The following is a 17,573-nucleotide window of genomic DNA, read 5'->3' on the forward strand; positions in this document are numbered from 1 at the left end:
GGTGAGTCATGCGCGCGTCAGCCACGGAAAACCGAGCTTTACGAACCCACGGGAGCCGCGCGGCCCGCGCCCTCCTCTGCCTCCTCGCGCCCCTCGTGCTTGGCGCGGCTTCGCCTGACGAGGCCGCGCCCTCGCAGCCGGCCGAGCCTCTGCCCGAGCTCCCGCCGCCGCCCGAGCCCGTCGCGGCGCCTTCCGCGCCGGCCGGGAACCATTCCGCGCCGCGGGAGCGCTCGACGGTCGAGATGGCGCGGCTCGACGCGGGCGTCATGTACGTCCGGGGCCTGAAAATGCTGGGGCTCGGGACGCTCGCGCGGTACCAGGTCCTCGTCGGCTTCATCGACCTCGACGTCGTGCGTTTTCCGCACGAGCGGTTCGGCTTCGAGATTCACCTGAATGGCGGCCCCATCGGATTCGACGAGAATGCGCAGGTCGAGATCGGCCTCTCCGGCGCGGGTCTCGTCGCGCCGTTCCGCTGGAAGGGCCGGGCGCCTGGCTCGTTCGTCCTCGGCGTGGGCGGCACCTTCGAGTACGGCCGCCCGGTCTGGCTCGAACCGGGCTATCACGGTGCGCCGTTTGGCCTCGCGCGGTTCCGGATTTTTCCCACGGAGACCGTTGGCCTTCAAACGGCCTACCGCTTCGTCCCGATCACCACGAACGAGCTCGCGTTGCAGGAGCACGACGTGGAGCTCGGCGTGAGCACGGGTCTCTTGCAGGTGGGCGCGCGCGTGCGGGTCGACGAGGTGCGGGGCGGCGAGCCGACGCGGCTTTATCGATCGATCGGCGGGGGCGTCTTCGCCGGGCTCGTGGTGTTTTGATGACGACGCGCGCGCTTGGGATCGGGCTCCTCGCGCTCGCGGCGCTCGCCGGGTGCGAGGACGAGCCCGTGCGCTCGACCGACGTCTCGACCCTCGACATGCTCATTTCTCTGGACGCAACCGATAGCGGAGACGGCGCCACGGTGCGCGCCCGGATCTCCAGCCCGCTCGGTGGGTTGCGTTTGTCGGACGGAGACACTTTGCGGCTCCGCATGGGGGGAGAGCCCCTCGCGCTGCGCGAGATCGAGGAGGACGATCGCCCCGTCTACCTCGCCGAGGTCGCGGATTTGTCGGGGGATATCACGCTGGATCTGGAGCGCCGCGTGGACCGGAGCATCCTCGACCGTGTGCTCCCCGTGCCGCCGCCGATCGGGCTCACGGCGGCGCCGCTCCTCGGGGATTCTCCGCTGAAGCTCGCCTGGAATGCAGCGCCCGAGGGCAAACACGTGCTCGGCCTCGTCGTCGACGGGACGTGCATCAAGCCGCTGAGCCGCACATTGCCGAACGACGTGGGCCAATACGAGATCCTCCAGGCCGAGCTCGCGCCCTTGGATCCGGCGGCGCCTGGCCCGTGCCCGCTCCAGGTGACGCTCGCGCGGACTGCGACGTTCCAGGAGCCGATCGCCCCGCCGGCGACGCAAATCGGGCTTTATGCCTGGTTCGTGCTGAGCCGCACCGTCGACGTGAGCTGGACGCCTTGACGGCGGCGTTCAGCGATCGGCGACAATTTGTCGGAGGATGGGCGGAAAGTCCTCGGGCTTCACGCCCTCGGTCACGAGCGGCCGACTGTTCTGCGAGTTCCAGAAGAGCACGACTTTCCCCGCGAGGCGCGTGGCGTCGTCGAGCAGAGCGGCGAGGGTTTTTCCCGTATAGGTTGGTTCGAGCGCCATGCCTTCCGTCTCCGCGGCGAGCGTGATGGCGCGTTCTCCTTTTCGTGTCGGCGCACCATACCCGGCGCCGAGGTGGTTCGTCGAGAATCGCACACGGGCCCGGCCGAGGCGCACGTCCGGGAACGTCGGATCGAGCGAACGCGCGAAGGCCACGGTCTCCCGGGCCATCGCGAAAAACCGCGCCTCGCTCGACGTCTCGGGGCTCGACGTGCGCACGGCGACGACCTCGGTCCGGAGCCCTGACAGCTCGAGTCCGAGCGCGAGGCCAACCGCGCTGCCCATCGTGCCCATGGCGAGGTAGACACAATCGGGCAATGGGCAATGGCCGGCGCCGACCTGCTCGGCGAGTTCGAAGCCTGCATTGACGAACGCGAGGTTTCCGAGCGGCGAGGATCCGCCGGGTGGCACGAGGTATGGCGCGACGCCTTGGGCCGCCTTCGCGGCCCGCTTCGCCAGGGCCTCGGCCTCGGCGACGCCGCCCGTCACGACCCGGATCGTGGCCCCGGCGCGGCGCGCGGCGCGTAGGTTCGTCCGGACGTACGCGCTCGGCGTTTGCGGGGCGAGCAGCAGCGTGACCGCGAAGCCCTGCGCCGCGCCGTACAGGGCTGTGGCGACCGCCTGGTTCGACCCGAAAGCGCCGAACGTGACGATCTCGCGCGCGCCTTTCGCGCGGGCATCGGCCAGGAAAAACTCGAGCTTGCGTGTCTTGCCTCCGCCATAGGCCGCGCCGGCGAGATCGTCACGTTTGACGTAGAGCCCCGCGAGCGCGGCCTTTTCGCCGAGCTTCGCGGCGCGCGCGACGGGCGTCGGCAACAGGCCGAGCGGGAGGCGCGGCAGATGCGGCGCGAGCCCGGGATGGGCGCGGAACAGGGGCGGGACGTCATCGGCGGGCGCGGGCTCGGGTGCGGCAGCGGAAGCGGGCGCAGCGGATGCGGGCGCGAACGCGGCGGCGTCCGCGGGGGTGGGTGTCCGTTCCTCACACCCGGCGAGCGTGCTGAGCGCGAGGGCCGAGAAGGTACGTCGATCGAGCTTCATCCGTCGCCCTGGAACGCCCGTGATCGGGTTTTCCATTGCTGGCATGTGTTTTTCACGCAGACCGGCCTGGAGCAAGCAGGGGGGCGAGAGTCGCACAGGGGATGCGCGGACGGTCGTCTTTTCGCACTCTGCCTGGTCCCGATGTTCTCCCCGGGGATGGAGAGTCCAATGACCAAGCAACCCATGCGTGTGTGGCCGGCGGAAGGCGCGAGCCGGGCTCCGTACTGGATTTACGACGACCCGGAGGTCTTCCGCGTCGAGCAGGAGCGGATCTTCGGGCAGTCCTGGTGTTACGTGGGCCTCGCCGCGGAGGTCCCCGAACCGGGTAGCTTCCAGCGGAGCCACGTGGGCGATCGTTCCGTCATCCTGGTGCGCGACAAGGAGGGCAAGATCAACGTCCTCGAAAACCGGTGCGCCCACCGAGGAATGGAATTTTGCCGCGCGAGCGCGGGCAAGGCCACGCGCTTCCAGTGCCCCTACCATCAATGGACGTTCGACCTCCAGGGCAACCTCTGCGGCGTGCCGTTCAAGCGGGGAATCCACGGCGAAGGCGGAATGCCGGACGATTTCGACCTCGCGGACCACCCGCTGCGTAAGCTTCGGGTGACGAACCACAACGGCGCTGTCTTCGCGTCGTATGCCGAGGAGCCCGAGCCGTTCGAGCAATACCTCGCCGAGCCGATGCGCGCCTACTTCGATCGGGTGTTCGACGGTCGCCCCCTGCGGGTGCTCGGATACATGCGCCAGCGGATCCCCTGCAACTGGAAGCTCATCCTGGAGAACACGAAAGACCCTTACCACGCGACCCTACTGCATTCGTTTCTCGTCACGTTTGGTCTGTTCCGCGCGGATCAAAAATCCGAAGTTCGGCTCGACGCATCCGGGCGGCATGCGGCGCTCGTCTCGCGCCACGGCGCGCGGCAGCTCACGGTGGCCGCGAGCGAGATGGCCTCGTACAAGAGCGATTACACGCTGCAAGACCGCCGGCTGCTCGACATGCAAGCAGAGTTCCGCGACGGGGTCGGGGTCGTCATGATGACCCTCTTCCCGAACCTGATTCTCCACCAGCAGGGCAATTCGCTGGCGACGCGCCACATCGTCCCGCGTGGACCCGACAGCACCGAGCTCTCGTGGACGTTCTTCGGCTACGAGGACGACGACGAGGCGCTTTCGGCGCGGCGATTGCGTCAGGCGAACCTGTTCGGCCCTGCGGGGCTGGTCTCACTCGACGACGGCGAGGCGCTGAAGGCGACGCAGGAGGGGCTTCGTAATGGCCGGGACGCGTGTGCCGTCGTCGAAATGGGCGGGCGGGATCGGGAGGACGCGAACGTCATGGTGACGGAGGTCGCGCTCCGGGCGTTCTTCCACCATTACATGCACGTGATGGGCTTCACCAGGGCGGAGGACGAGCGATGAACCCGGAGAACCTGCGCGGATATACGCTGCGGGCGGCCGTGGAGGACGTCCTCTACGACTACGCCGCCGCCCTCGACGAGGGCGCGCTCGAACGATGGCCCTTCTTTTTCACGGAGGGGGCGCTCTACGAGGTCGTCTCCCGGGAGAACGAGGAGCGCGGATTGCCGCTCGCGCTTGTGCGTTGCGAGGGGCGCGGGATGATGATCGATCGAGCCACCGCGCTCAAAGAGGTCTTGTTTTATTCGCCGCGCACGTACCGGCATTTCATCAGCAACGTCCGGCCGATCTGGCGGAGCGAGGAGCGGATCGAGGCCGTCTCGAACTTCGTGCTGCTCCAGACGCTCGTGGAGCGTGAGACGACCGTGCTCGTCGCCGGGCAATACCGGGACACGCTCGTGGTCGCGGACGGGAAGCTCCTGTTTTCCGGCAAGCGGTGCATCTACGACACCACGATGATCCCGAATACGGTCGTGTATCCGCTTTAGCCACGCTCACGCCCGTGCGAGCGCGACCGAGATCGCCGCGTCGGCCCAGGCTTTTGTCGCCTCGCCGAGGTCCCCGGCCGCCCGCGCGGCTTCGAGGCGCGTATACGTCGCCGCCATCGCCCGCAATCCGACCGTGGCGAGCGCCGGCCCGAGTGGTGGGATCCGCGCCGAAAGCACGCCGTCCTGCGCCAGCGCGTCCAGCGCGGATTCGAGCCGCCCGAGCGCGGCGCCGAGCAGATCCGCGGCCTCGGGCGCGGCGAGCGGGAGCGCGGGGATCGGCGCGGCGGGCGCGAGATCCGGGATGACGACGTGATCCGTGACCACCGCGATCGGCTCGAGCACCCGCCCGCCGCGCGATTCACGCAGCCAGCCCGAGACGTAACGCGCCGACGGGAGCGCCTCCGCGAGCGCCGCGAGGGCGCCGGGGGCGAACCCTTCATGCGCCCGCTCCACGCGGAGCTGGGCGTCGTTGTCCTCGATCCACCCCGACAACGTTTGACGCCCAGGCGACCACGACAACCCCTGCACGCCCCCGTTCGTCGCGACCACCCGGAGGGCCGCCGTGCGCGCGCGCGGGCGTAGGAACGAGGGCGGCCTGCCCTCTTCGTCGGCGAGGAGCGCGCTCGGACCGGGGAAACCGAAGGGCGCGGGGATGTCGCCCCACGCGCCGCGCTGCGGGACCACCGTCGTGTCCTTGCCGCGCCGGATCTCGATGGTTCGCCGCGCCAAACGCACGAGATGACGCGAGATGATCTGCCCGCCGGCCAGGACCCCGAGCGGCGTGCCCGCGACCGCGATCACGGAGGCCGGATCGACCTTGTCGGGGATCCCCACGCTCCACGACACGACCGTGGCGCCGTCCCAGAAAAGCACCTCCAAGGAGCGCGCCGATCCCGCCGCCGAGAGCCGCGCGCCGAGCGAGAGCAGCCGCGCCCGATCGAGCGGGACTTCGAGCGGCTCGCCGAGGCCGAGCAAGGCGGCGGGATCCCCGCCGTTTCTCGCGGCCCGCACGCGCGCCCATCCTTCGGCGACGAGCCTCCGCACCTCCCCGGCGTCGTGCAGCGCCGAGCGAATCTCCCACGCCTCGCGTTGTGCCTCGATGTCCTCGATCAAGCTGTCGAGCCAGGGAGATTCCTTCAAATGGGCGCGGACCTCCTCGCGCGCCTGCGCGAGCCCGCGCGCGTCCGCGAGCCCGCGCGCGAGGGTTCGTCCGAGGAGGCCCTCCACGCCGGCGAGCACGGCCGCGGGAATCGTGGGTTTCGGCGGCGGCCCGAGGCGCACGTGCCCCGCGCCCCGCGCCCGATCCTCGGCAGAGAGCCGCTGAAACGCCCGAACCGCGAGCGGCACGTGCACGCACGGCGGCGTCGCGCAATCACATCGCGCGTGCGCGAGATCGGCCCCCGACAAGAAACGCACGGTGCACCCGGAGAAACGCGCGATCGGCGGGTTCGTCCCGATCTCGACCTCCACCCCCGCGGCCTCCGCGGCGTCCACGAGCGGCGCCCGTTCGCCGAGCCAAACCAAAAGCTCCTCGGCGTTGATCTCCCACGGCGGCCGCGTCTCGGCCCCGGCCGCCGCCGCGTAGGCGAGCACGGCCGCGATGCGATGCCGACACACTGTTTTCGCCCCGCAGCCGCAGGGCGTGTCCTTCAGCGCCTTGCCCGGTAGGAGCTGCGTCGAAATGCCGTCCGGGAACGTCGCGACGACGACGCCATTCTCGTCCTCGTGGACCTTCGGCCCCTGTCCAGCCTCGATTTCCCGTTGGGCGCGCTTCACGAGGCCCACGTTCGCCAGTGCGGCGAGCGCCTCGGGCGTCAGGGCTGCGAGATCGGCCCTCATCGCCGCATCCTTTCCACGAGCCATCCCACGAGCTTGCTCGGCGTCGTGGCCGCCACGTGCGCGCCTGCGTCCGCGACCGCCTGCGCGACGCCGTGGTCGTAGGCGCCGCACACCTGATCGTCGAGCGAGGCCGCCCCGAACACCGTGACCCCCTCGCCGACGAGCGCGGTCACTTCACGGACGAGTTTGTCCGCGTGATCCTCGAAATCGGTGATCCAGAGCAGCACCGTCCGGTGCGGCACGTCCACGAGCTCCGCCGCGTATTGCAGCGCCTTCGCCCCGTCCGTGCCCCCGCCGAGTTGCACGCGCATGAGGAGCTCGACGGGGTCGTCCACGTATTGCGTCAGATCGACGACCTCCGTGTCGTACACGACGAGGTGCGAGCGCGTGGACGGGAGCTTCCACAGGATCGACGCGACCACGGCCGCGTGAATGATGTTGCGCGCCATGGAGCCGGATTGGTCGACGAGCACGATGACCTGGTAGCGCGGCCCGAAGCGCCGGACGCGGGCGAAGAACTCCGGGCGCTCGATCACGAGCCGGCGTTTGTCCGGGTCCCAGTGCTGGAGGTTTCTCCGGATGGTCCGGAGCGCGTCGAGGTTCCGCGCCACGCGGAAGCGCGAGCGCCGGTGCCGGAACGGCGTCGCGCCGAGCCGATGCTCGATTTCGTCGCAGAGGCGTTTCTTCAGATCCTCCACGACTTTGTTCACGATCGCGCGCGCGGCGTCGAGCACGTGGGAATCCATGCGCGATTTGCTGCGCAGGATCGCCTCGACGAGCGAGAGCGAAGGCGTGACGTTTTCGAGCGCCTCTTTCCGCGTGACCACGTCGAGGATGCCATAGCGGTGCAGCGCGTCCGATTCGAGGCGCTCGATGGCCTCTTTCGGAAAGAGCTCGTGGATCTTGTTGATCCATTCCGGCACGTCGAGCGGGTGCTCGGGCCCGCTGCCCGGGCCGCCGCGTGCAATCGAGCGGCTCGCCTCGCCGTCGGCCTCGCGATCGTAAAGCCAGGCGAGGGCGCGTTCGAGGTCCCCGGCATTGCCTGCTCCGGCGTCCGTGGCTCCGAGCCCGTCATTGCCGGCGGGTCCGAGGATCAGCCGCCACCGCGTCTCCGCGTCGTAGGTGCTCATTCGAGCACCCCGAGCGCGCGGCCCCACGAGAGCACCCGCGCGTCGAGCGCGAGGCCGGCTTGCAAGACGTTTGCGGGGACGTCCCCGATCCAGGACGCATTCGCCCGTTTGCCCCAGCGCGTGGCGAGGAGCGCGCCGAACCGCGCGCGCTCGGCCGGCGGAAACCACGAAAAAGCGAGGCGCAATGCGGGGAGCGCGATGAGGAATGCGTCGTCGTCGAGCTTGCCGAGGGCCGCATCGACCGCGCCGACGAGCTGTTCGTCACGTAGCGCAGGCCCACGCGCCAGGGCAAACAGGCCCGCGAGGTAATCGCCGAGCCGCCCTTCCGAGGAGGCGAAGAGCGCGCCGTCGATGGCCGAATCCACGGGCGCGGCTTCGGTGTCGAGGAACCAGATCGCGCCGAGCGCGGCGCCCCGCAGCATCGCGGGCGCGGCCCGGTCCGTGACCCTGCGCGCGAGCACGGCGCGGGTATCGTCCGGATCGAGGCCGAGCGCCTCGCCATGGCGCAAAAGCTCGGCGAGCGAGCGCATCGCGGTGAGATCGGCCGGGAGCAGATCCGTCCCCTGAATGCCGGCGAGCAGCGACAACGACCGCTCGCCGGCCGCGCGCAGCACCGGCGCGAAGATCGGCGCGCCGACGACCTCCAGCCATTCGCCGTGACGCCACAGGCCGAGGAGTTTTTCGATGGCCGGTCCGAGCGCGCCAAACGAGGGCGTGGTGGCCACCGCATTCGCCACGAGATCGAGGATCTCGCCGGCGAGCTTCGTGAGCCCCACGAATGCCGCGTCCCCGAGCGCGTCCACGCGCGCGGCGAGCGAATCGGCCGCGAGCAAGCGGTGCGAGAGGAGCAAGGAGACCGCGCCTTCGAGTGTCGAGCCCCAGCGTGAGGCCTCGATGATGGCCGGATCCTGATCGTGCCGCCAGACGAGCTTGAATGCCTCGGCCATGCGCGCGTCCGTGCCCCACGCCGGCCCATGCACCCGGACGAACCCCGGGATTTCGAGCAATCGCAATCGATGCAGGACCCGCAATCGCTCGCGCTCCCCCTCGATACGCCAATCGAGCGAGACCGTCTGCGGGTTTCTCGGCGGCGACAGCCCGAGGCGGGAGAGCGTGTCGTGCACGTCGCGGAGGAGCGGCGGTCGCTCCGTCCCCGCGGACAAACGGCCCACCCGATCGCCCGTGAATGTGCGGAGGAGCGTCGCCAGTGTCGGGTGCAGATCGCCCGTCACGATGCCACGCCGCGACCAGGGCGGCGGGCCGGGGAGCGGCTCGCGGAGGAGGGCGGAGAGCAGCCCGTCGAGCACGTCCACGCGCTTCGGCGTCTCGTGCCCGCGCAGCGCCGCGAGCGCGCCGATGGTCGTGCGAACCGCGATATGGTCGGCGACCGTGGGCCGTTGCGTGTTCTTGCGCAAGGCTTCCAGGCTGCGATCGAGCATCGCCTCCGCCACGCCCGCGCCGAGCTTCCATTCGAGCTCCCACCACATCGGCGAGGGCATTCCGGCCTGGTAGCCGGCGAAGTTATCCATGCGGGCATAGGTCCAGGGTACGAGGTGGCTCTGGCCGCCGAGCGGGGGCGCCGGGGGAACGGGCTCGGGGCCGCCGGGCGTGATGTCGACGAGCGCGGGCGCATGATATCCGCCGCACACGAGCACGACGTCGCCGCGCGTGAGCGCCCACGACGCATGATCCCGCATGAAGGCCTCGCGGGGGCCGTCCCGCTCCCCCGCCTCCGTATCGCCGCGGATCTGCTGGAAGTAGGCTTCGAGCGCGGGTTCGAGCTCGTCCGGGGAGCGGCCCTCGAAGAGGTGATCCCACAAGGCGTCGAGGTCCGAGGTGCCCGTGCGGCGGCAAAGCGCTTCGAGCGCTCGTTCGTAGCGATCGTCCTCGTCGCGATACCGATTCTCCACGCCGACGAACGCCTTGCTCCACGAGGGCAAATCGCAGAACCGCACGGTTTTCCCGTGCTCGAAGGCCCAGCGGAGCGCGACCCACTCCGGGGAAAACGCGCAGAACGGCGTGAAGGACGAGACCGGGCCGTCCTCGGTCAGGTAATGCGTGAAGATCGCGATCGGCGGCGCGTGGTCGAGCGCGAGCTCCGCCATTTTGACGTTCCAGTCGGACGGGCCCTCGATGAGCAGCACGGCCGGGTCGACGCGCGCGAGCACGGCCGCGACGAGCCGCGCGCACGCGGGGCTGTGGTGCCGTACGCCGACGACGTGGAGCTTTCCAGACACGGGCTTAGAGCCTCGACCGCGCCGCGTGCAGCGCGACCCAATGCGGCGCCTTGCGTTTGCTCACCACGGTCTCGAGATATCGCCGCAGCTTCTCCAGGTCCTCGGCATTGTCCTTCACCGCGGCACCCGCGAGGCAATCGATGACGTCGCCCGGGTGCGCGGCGCCGTCGCCGAGGAACGCTGCCCGGACGCCGACGGCATGCGCGACGGAGACCGCTTCGGCCGTGGAAAGGACGGTCGAGAGCCGCTCGACGGGCTGGCCGTCGCCGGAGACGCCCGTGCGCAGCTCGCGGAACGTGGTGACGAGGACCTCGAGCACCGGCTCGGGCAAGGTCATTTTCACGCCCGAGGCGTCGAGCAGGCGCGCGGATTCGCGGCGGACGAGCTCGATCTCGGCCGCGAGATCGCCGATCGGGAAGAGGGTTTCGAAGTTGAAGCGGCGCTTGAGCGCAGCGCTCATTTCATTGACACCGCGGTCGCGGGTGTTCGCCGTGGCGATGATGTTGAAGCCCTCCCGCGCGAAGACCACGCCTTGCTCGCCAAGCTCGGGAATCGTGAGGACACGATCCGAGAGGATCGAGAGCAGCCCGTCTTGCACCTCGGCCGGGCACCGCGTGATTTCCTCGAATCGCACGACCTTGCCGTCGCGCATGCCCGTGAGCACGGGGCCGGGCACGAGCGCGCGCTCGTCCGGGCCCTCGGCGAGGAGCAAAGCGTAGTTCCACGAATGCTTGATCTGGTCCTCGCTCGTCGCCGCGCTGCCTTGCACCGTGAGCGTCGACTGCCCGGAGATCGCCGCGGCGAGGAGCTCCGAGAGCCAGCTCTTCGCCGTGCCCGGCTCGCCGATGAGCAAGAGCCCGCGCGAGGTCGCGAGCGAGACCATGGCCCGATCGATCACCGCGGAATGGCCGACGAATTTCGGCTTGATGTCGCGCGCCGGATCGCCGAGCACGAACGCCCGCACCGCCCGCGGCGAGAGCTTCCACCCGGGCGGGCGCGGGCCCGTGTCCTCCGCGGCGAGCCGCGCGAGCTCGTCCTTGAAATGCAGCTCCGCCGGGGCGCGCTGCAAACCTGCCTGCTTCTTCTTCACGAGGCGCTCCCGAGCTGCACGAGGTCCCGCACGAGCTCCGAGAACACCACGGGCGAGAGCGCGCCGAGCGTTTCCCCCTCGCGGTCTTTCCCGACGTACACCTCTCCGATCTCCTGCTTCGGCTCCGTAAATTGCATGTCGGCGGATATGCCGGTGCGGAGGGAGAGCGTCGCCGTCGCGCCGCCGGGCAGGGGCTTGTACATGTCCCAGATCCAGCCAGCGTCCTGGGGCTCGCCCTTGCGCCAGCCGCGCTCGACGAGGCCGAGGAGCTTGCCCACGGGGACGAATTGCCCCGCGCGGCGCTTGATGCTGCTGTCGTTCGCCTCCACGTTCGTCGGGGCATACGTGTCGCGGCCGATCTGCGGGAAGGGCTGGACGATGCCGTAATCGCCGAGGATCTGGCCGAACGCTGCGCGCGTCGCGTCCGGGAGCGCGAGCGGGTGGACGATTCCGACGAGCGCGCCGTCGGGCAAATCGAACGCCGCGTCGTCGGCGTCGGCGAGCGAGCTGTCCTCCGCGACGCGGAAGGCGCGCAGGTATTTCCCGTCCTCGGCATAGACGCCCCAGATGAGCCGCCGCACGAGGTGCACGAGAAGCGCGTGTTCGAGGAAGAGGGCGCGGAACGAATTCACTTCCCAGCGCCGCTCCGAACACATCGCGAGTTCGAGCCGCGTGATCTGGTTCTGCGCGATCGCCTTGACGTCCTTCTTGAGCGTCTTCCAGGTCGTGTCCGCCTCTTTCGCCTTCGCGGCGTCGTCCGATTTGTTCGGCTTCGGCAGGTCCGAGAGGTTTTTTCCGGACCCATCCACGACGAACGGCTTCAAGGCCTCGTCGAACCCGACGCGGAACTGCCGGGCGCCGAAATCGAGCGTGCGCGAGCCGTCCGCGTCGAGGTCGAGGTCGGGCACGAGCCTGTCGGCGAGCTCGTCGGCGGAGAGGCCGCGGTTCTGCGCGACCGCGTCCATTTTCTCGCGCGCCTTTTCCTGCAGGCCCTTGAACTTCACCTTCTGCGCGATGCCATTGAGGTGCATCAACGCGAGGTCGGAGCCGATGCGCGCGAGGATGTCGAGGCCCGAGACGGCGCGGGCCTGGAGGTTTTCCCCGGGCCAGGCGCGAATGAGCGGCGTGAGCTTGCGCGCGACGTTGTCGCCGCCGAGCAAGGCGAGCTGCTGAAAGCCCCACGCCTCCTTGGCAGGTCCGCCGGCGCGTTGCCATTCATTGAAGAGCGCCCAGGAGAACTCCTCCAGCGAGGCCGGATCACAGGCGGTGAGCACGTCCTCGAGGCCGGCGTACACAGTTTCGGGCGTGGAGATCGCCAGCATGAGGAAGAGGGCCTCGACGGCGGCGCGCGGCAAGGCCTTGGTCCGGCCGACGAGGAGGGGCGCTGGCAGGGCCTCGGGCTTGGCCCAATCGCCGAGCTTCGGCAGCTTCGCGGGGAACCGGTCGCGCGGGTCTGTGGAGAGGACGGCCTTCACGGCGGCCTCGACCTCGGAGCCATAGGATTCGGCGACCTCGCGGACGATCTCGCCGTGGCCCTTCGCGACCAGGAATCGCACCGCTTCCTCCGCGCGCTCGCGTGCCTGGGATTGAGGTCCGACGGCCGCGGGGATGAGGCCGACGGCCGCGGCCTTCGGGAACCTCAAGAACCACCGCTCCGCGGATTTGCGCGAGGATTTCAGCGAGCGCGCGTGGGCAAAAAAGGGCGCGAGCCGCGGGGACTCGACGACGTCCGCGAGGGCGCCCGCGAAATGCGCGGCATTGGCGGAGGCAATGCGGGGATACCCGCCGATCGCGTCTTCGCCGAGGACCACGAGCGGGACGAGCAGGCAGTAGCCGCCGTCCCACGCATTCGAGGGCCACTCCGCGAAGGCTCGTTTCACGTCCGCGTCCGAGAGCTCGTTCAGCTTCGCCGAGACGTATTTGCCGTACCAGCGTTTGCCCACGTCCTCGGAGGCATCCTCGAAGGACGTCTTCGTGGTTTTTCGCGTCTGCTCACGGTCCGCTTTCGCCTGCGAGAGGACCCTGTACGTGTCGTGCAGCGCCTCGGGGTAAGGCTGCGTCACGACACGCACGACGATGGGCAGCATGGTGGACCATCGGCCCGAGAGCCAAGGTGGATCCACGAGGATGCGGGGCAATTCGGCCGGGGAGGCCTCGGGCCGCGGGGCCATCTTTTCGCGGAGCTTCTGCAAGGCCGTGCGCGCGGCGGGGCGAAGGTCGAGTTTGTCGGCGAGGCCCGGGTGCGCGCGGTCGATCCCGAGGAACACGGGCGCGGCCCGGTCCCCGAGCGCCGAGGCCGCGGCGATCGCGTCGGCGAGCGAGGGGACGGCGAGCGCAGGGTTTTTCGCGAGCCACGCCTCGGCGACCTGGGCGATTTCGCGCTTCTGCGCGAGCTGCGAGACCATGAGCGAGGCGGTCTCGGGCCCGCGGACGTACCCTGCGACGTTCAGGCCCTCGACGATGATGCCCGCGTAATCGGCGCTGTCGCAATGGAGCCGGCACACCGGGACCACGTCCGCGCCGCAGAGGTCGAAGAGCGTCCAGAGATATCCGCCCAGGCATCCGCCGGAGAACGACATCCCGACGGCCTTTTTCGCGAGCTTGACGAGCATGGGGCGCGAGTACGCGAAATGGAACTCCGGCTTCATGCCGTCCTTGTCCCACGAGGGCCGGACGTACCCCTCGATGTGCCCGTCGCACGCGAGCCAGTCTTCGCCGAGCGCGTCCGCGAGCGGCGTGTGGTCGGGGATCAACGAGAGCGCGAGGCGCTTTTGCCAGTACGAGAGCGTGGGCCAGCGCGTCGTCACGGCCGCGACGAGGGCGGCGTACGTGTCGTCGGAGAGGTTTTGCGTGTAATACGCGAACTTCGAGAGGCCGTTCGAATCGAGCTCGTAGCGCCCCGAGGTCTCCGGATACAGGCGGAACCCGCTGAACTCCGTCGCCTCCTTGTTGCGGATCTGATACGGGTAGGGCTCGATCCGGACGCGCACCATCGCGATGGTCGCGTCGATGAGCCACCCCGGGCCGTCCTTCGCGATCGAGGGGTCGGCGAGCGCGCGGAGGAGGGGATACGCGGGCGTGCCGGAAGGCACGTCGAGCAATGCGTCGAGCATGGCGGCGGCGAGTGGCGAGACGGGCGTCGGGCCCTTGCCTTCGAGCCAGGCGCGCACCTCGCGAAGGGCCGGCGCGAGCTCGGCAGGGATCGTCATCTGATCCCAAGGGCAATGAGGCGCCCAGGCGGCCCACGCCGTCCGCACGGCCTGCCACGGATCGGCCGCGAGCTCCTCGGCCGTCGGTCGGAGGACCCCTTTGCGATGGGGCACGTGCAAATTCGGACGAATGTCCTCGAGTCGAGGGGCGTCGATGATGACGGGCGCCGCGGGCAGAGGCGCCTGCGGGGGTTCGTCCGCGGAGGCCTGCGGGGCGCTCGCCGCTTTCGGGGCCGGGGCAGGCGTCGCGCTCGGCGCGGCGGGAGCGGCGGCGGCCACAGCGGCTTTTTTGGGGGCCGGGGCCGGCGCCGCCGATGCGTCCGGGGCCGCGACCTCGACGTAGCCCTTTTTGGTCTTCTCGGCGACGAGCTTGTCGTGCTCGGCCTGGGCCTTCGAATCGCTCGGAAAATCCTTGACCTGGCTTTGACCGGCGGTGCCGATCTTGCCCCACTGGATCGAGAGCTGCGAGCCATCTCGCTCGATCTGCCAGAACTTCTTCGAGGACCCATCGACGAACTCGAACCGACGCATGGCGCGGGAGGCTACCACGCGCCCGGCGAGCGATGGTAGAACCTCCATGATGCGCCGCCTCGCGAACGTCGCCTTTGCCCTCGCCCTCGCCCTCGGCACGTTCTCGGGAGGGGCCGCGCGCGCAGACGCCCCCGCGAAGCCCGCTGCGGCGATGTTCGACGACGAGGCGCTCGAAAAGGACGTCGAGGCGCTTTATGCCGCGGGGAAATATGGAGAGGCGCTCGCGGCGGCGCAGAAGCTCGTCGCGCTCCGCGAGCAGAAGTACGGAAAAGAGCACGCGAAGACGGGCTCGGCGCTCTCCGATCTCGGCGGAATGTACCTCGCGACGGGCGATTACCCGAAGGCGGAGAGTTTTTTGCGCCGCGCGGTCGAGATCCTGGAGGTGTCGAAGGGATCGGACGATTTGCTCGCCACGGCGCTCAGCAACCTCGGCACCATGCTCAAGAAGAAGGGCGATTCGAAGGGCGCCGAGAAGCTCTACGAGCGCGCCGTCGCCCTCGAAGAGAAGGGCGGCGCGCCGCGCGAATCGGCCCTCGGGACGGTGCTCGCGAATCTCGCCGGGCTTTACATGGCGACCGGGAGGCTCCCTCAGGCCGAGAAGGTGTTTCTTCGGGCCATTGCGATTCACGAGAAGGCCGGTCCCGAGCGTTCGCTCTTGAACGACCTCGGCAGCCTCGGCGCGTTGTATCGCGGCATGGGCCGCTACGACAAAGCCGCCGACCAGTACAACCGCGCCCTGCCGCTCGCGGCGCGTGTGCACGGGACGAACCACCCCGACGTGGGCCGGTTGCATCACAACATCGCGGTGTTCCTGACGGGGTCGAACCAGAAGGATCTCGCCGAGGAGCATTATCGAAACGCCGAGGCGATCCTCACGAGGACGCTCGGGCCCCGGCACCCCGATCTCGCCACGGTCTACAGCGATTGGGCGCTCCTGCGGACGCGGAGCGATTGGAAACAGGCCACCGAACTCTACGAGAAGTCGCTCGATATCGAGGAGCAATGGCTGGAGAACGCGCTCGTCGGTGGCACGGAGGAGGACAAGACGCTGTACGCGACGCGGCTCGAGACGGTCATGGATCGCGTCGTCTCGTTCGAATACGGGGGTGATGGCAGGGGTCGGCCGGAGGTCGTGCGTCTCGCGCTCGGCGCGGTGCTGCGCAACAAGGCGCGCGTGCTCGAAGCGTCGGCCGCACACATGGGCGCGCTGCGCGAGCGCATGAGCCCCGAGGACCGCACCTTGCTGGACGAGCTCGCCCGGGTGCGCGGCGCCTATGCGGCCGCCATGACGCGGGGGCCGCGCGGAATGACCGTGGCCGAGCACAACGCCGAGACGGATCGGCTCCGCGCGGAGGCGGACGCGATCGAGGCTCGGATCGCCGAGCACAGCGCGGGCTATCGTCGCGGCCGGGCGAAGGTGACGATCGAGGCCGTCGCCGCCCGCATCCCGAAAGACGCGGTGCTGATGGAATTCGTCCGGTACCAGCCGCGCAGCACGCATTTCTACAGCGCAGCGAGCGAGAGGCTCGGTCCACCGAAATACATGGTCTACGTGCTCTGGCCGGACGGCGGGGTCTGGCACCATCAGATGAGCGTCGACGCCGTCGAGATCGACCGGAAGGTCGATATCATCCGCAGGGGGTTGCAAGATCCGAGCGCGCGGTCGAGCGACACCGGGACGCAGCTCGCATTGTTGCACGACGTCGTCTTCGGGCAGGTCGGCGCAAGGCTCGGCCAAGTGAAGCACGTCTTGATCTCGCCCGACGCGGCGCTCGCGCTGGTGCCATTCGGCGCGCTCATCGATCGGGAGAACAAGTTTCTGATCTCCAAGTATTCGTTCACCTACCTCTCGACCGGGCGTGATTTGCTCCGGCTCGGCGCGGGCGGGGCGCGGCGGTCTGCGCCGCTGCTCGTGGCGAACCCCGATTACGATGCGCCCGGCGAGGCGGGGGCGACGGCGCTGCCGGACGCGCCCAAAGGCTCGTTGCCCACGATTGCACGGGTGAAATTCTCGCCACTCCCGGGCACCGCGGAGGAGGCAGATGCCATTCGACGCCTCATGCCCGATCCGTCGGTGCGACTCGAACGCGTCGCCACGGAGACGGCGCTGAAGCAGGTCTCCTCGCCGCGCATCCTGCACGTCGCGACGCATGGGTTTTTCCTGGGCAGCGACGGGAAAGCAGGGCAGGGGAAGGCACGCGGACTCGAACTCGAAGTGCCGCCCGCGAGCCTGCCGCAGGTCGCGTCGGAGGTGGAGGGGCGCAAGCTGCCGGTGCCGCATCCGATGTTTCTTTCGGGCATTGCGCTCGCCGGCGCGAACGTGCGCAAAGGGCAGGCGGACGACGGGATCCTCACGGCGTACGAGGCCTCGTCGCTCGATCTCACGGGCACGGAGCTCGTGGTGTTGAGCGCGTGCGAGACGGGCCTCGGCGAGCGGGCCGGGAGCGAAGGCGTGCGGGGGCTGCGCCGCGCGCTCGTGCTCGCGGGATCCGAGACGCAGGTGATGAGCCTGTGGCAGGTCGACGACGAGGCGACGCGCGACCTCATGACGAGCTACTACCAAAAGCTCTTCCGTGAAGGAAAAGGGCGCGCCGAGGCAATGCGAGAATCGCAGCTTGGTCTGCTCCAGCGGCCGGAATACAACCACCCGTACTACTGGGCGAGCTTCATCGTGTCCGGCGCGTGGGGCCCGCTGGAAGGCGTCACGCGCGCGAAGGAAAATGCCACGTCGGCGGCGCGTGGCGTTGTTCCGCCAGGCGGGGCGCGGGGCTGCGGCTGCGAGGTCAGAGGGGCGAACGAGGGCACGCAGGCGGCCTGGGGCGGGGTCGTGGCGCTCGTCGTGCTCGCGGCCGCGCGCCGCATTCGTGTGGCTCGCGCGCGAGGACAGGGATAAGCT

The 17,573-nt window shown here is 69.5% G+C and carries 11 protein-coding genes; 5 read left to right on the forward strand and 6 right to left on the reverse strand.

The window, feature by feature from the left end; genetic code table 11:
• Positions 1–8: 8 nt before the first annotated feature.
• Positions 9–815, forward strand: coding sequence for a hypothetical protein (locus POL67_RS02935; protein WP_271915349.1), 807 nt, complete (start codon positions 9–11; stop codon positions 813–815).
• Entirely contained in the window at positions 815–1,516 is a 702-nt protein-coding gene (locus POL67_RS02940; protein WP_271915351.1) for a hypothetical protein, read from the forward strand. The genes POL67_RS02935 and POL67_RS02940 overlap by 1 nt, the downstream gene beginning before the upstream one ends.
• A gap of 9 nt (positions 1,517–1,525) precedes the next feature.
• Here POL67_RS02940 and POL67_RS02945 read toward each other — a convergent pair whose 3' ends face one another.
• On the reverse strand, positions 1,526–2,776 hold the full coding sequence (locus POL67_RS02945; protein WP_271915354.1) for a 1-aminocyclopropane-1-carboxylate deaminase/D-cysteine desulfhydrase: 1,251 nt from the start codon (positions 2,774–2,776) through the stop codon (positions 1,526–1,528).
• A 132-nt stretch (positions 2,777–2,908) separates the two neighbouring features.
• On the opposite strand from POL67_RS02945, the gene POL67_RS02950 reads away from it, so the two are divergent.
• Positions 2,909–4,156, forward strand: a complete 1,248-nt coding sequence (locus tag POL67_RS02950) for an aromatic ring-hydroxylating dioxygenase subunit alpha (RefSeq protein WP_271915357.1) — start codon at positions 2,909–2,911, stop codon at positions 4,154–4,156.
• A complete protein-coding gene (locus POL67_RS02955; protein ID WP_271915360.1) occupies positions 4,153–4,641 on the forward strand; it encodes an aromatic-ring-hydroxylating dioxygenase subunit beta in 489 nt (162 codons plus the stop codon). Before POL67_RS02950 ends, POL67_RS02955 begins: the two co-directional genes overlap by 4 nt.
• Before the next feature lie 6 nt (positions 4,642–4,647).
• Here POL67_RS02955 and POL67_RS02960 read toward each other — a convergent pair whose 3' ends face one another.
• From POL67_RS02960 to POL67_RS02980, 5 genes are read right to left on the reverse strand one after another with little or no spacing between them, the layout of a single operon-like run.
• Positions 4,648–6,480: a YehQ family protein gene (locus POL67_RS02960; protein WP_271915361.1), complete on the reverse strand. Its 1,833-nt coding sequence runs from the start codon at positions 6,478–6,480 to the stop codon at positions 4,648–4,650.
• Positions 6,477–7,610, reverse strand: a complete 1,134-nt coding sequence (locus POL67_RS02965; RefSeq protein ID WP_271915364.1) for a VWA domain-containing protein — start codon at positions 7,608–7,610, stop codon at positions 6,477–6,479. Before POL67_RS02965 ends, POL67_RS02960 begins: the two co-directional genes overlap by 4 nt.
• On the reverse strand, positions 7,607–9,847 hold the full coding sequence (locus POL67_RS02970) for a DUF5682 family protein (RefSeq protein WP_271915366.1): 2,241 nt from the start codon (positions 9,845–9,847) through the stop codon (positions 7,607–7,609). The genes POL67_RS02965 and POL67_RS02970 overlap by 4 nt, the downstream gene beginning before the upstream one ends.
• Positions 9,848–9,851: 4 nt before the next feature.
• On the reverse strand, positions 9,852–10,937 hold the full coding sequence (locus tag POL67_RS02975; protein WP_271915368.1) for an AAA family ATPase: 1,086 nt from the start codon (positions 10,935–10,937) through the stop codon (positions 9,852–9,854).
• On the reverse strand, positions 10,934–14,677 hold the full coding sequence (locus POL67_RS02980; RefSeq protein WP_271915371.1) for a DUF4132 domain-containing protein: 3,744 nt from the start codon (positions 14,675–14,677) through the stop codon (positions 10,934–10,936). Before POL67_RS02980 ends, POL67_RS02975 begins: the two co-directional genes overlap by 4 nt.
• Positions 14,678–14,723: 46 nt before the next feature.
• Here POL67_RS02980 and POL67_RS02985 point away from each other — a divergent pair, with 46 nt between their 5' ends.
• Positions 14,724–17,570 (forward strand): CHAT domain-containing tetratricopeptide repeat protein, encoded by a 2,847-nt coding sequence (locus POL67_RS02985; RefSeq protein WP_271915374.1) that lies wholly within the window; start codon positions 14,724–14,726, stop codon positions 17,568–17,570.
• Positions 17,571–17,573: the final 3 nt, after the last annotated feature.

The organism is Polyangium mundeleinium, assembly GCF_028369105.1.
Lineage (GTDB): Bacteria > Myxococcota_A > Polyangia > Polyangiales > Polyangiaceae > Polyangium > Polyangium mundeleinium.

What these genes read in the sequence shown, in the direction of transcription:
- POL67_RS02935 (WP_271915349.1), top strand. Translation starts at nt 9, where the DNA reads ATGCGCGCGTCAGCCACGGAAAACCGAGCTTTACGAACCCACGGGAGC.
- POL67_RS02940 (WP_271915351.1), top strand. Translation starts at nt 815, where the DNA reads ATGACGACGCGCGCGCTTGGGATCGGGCTCCTCGCGCTCGCGGCGCTC.
- POL67_RS02945 (WP_271915354.1), bottom strand. Translation starts at nt 2,776, where the DNA reads ATGGAAAACCCGATCACGGGCGTTCCAGGGCGACGGATGAAGCTCGAT.
- POL67_RS02950 (WP_271915357.1), top strand. Translation starts at nt 2,909, where the DNA reads ATGACCAAGCAACCCATGCGTGTGTGGCCGGCGGAAGGCGCGAGCCGG.
- POL67_RS02955 (WP_271915360.1), top strand. Translation starts at nt 4,153, where the DNA reads ATGAACCCGGAGAACCTGCGCGGATATACGCTGCGGGCGGCCGTGGAG.
- POL67_RS02960 (WP_271915361.1), bottom strand. Translation starts at nt 6,480, where the DNA reads ATGAGGGCCGATCTCGCAGCCCTGACGCCCGAGGCGCTCGCCGCACTG.
- POL67_RS02965 (WP_271915364.1), bottom strand. Translation starts at nt 7,610, where the DNA reads ATGAGCACCTACGACGCGGAGACGCGGTGGCGGCTGATCCTCGGACCC.
- POL67_RS02980 (WP_271915371.1), bottom strand. Translation starts at nt 14,677, where the DNA reads ATGCGTCGGTTCGAGTTCGTCGATGGGTCCTCGAAGAAGTTCTGGCAG.
- POL67_RS02985 (WP_271915374.1), top strand. Translation starts at nt 14,724, where the DNA reads ATGATGCGCCGCCTCGCGAACGTCGCCTTTGCCCTCGCCCTCGCCCTC.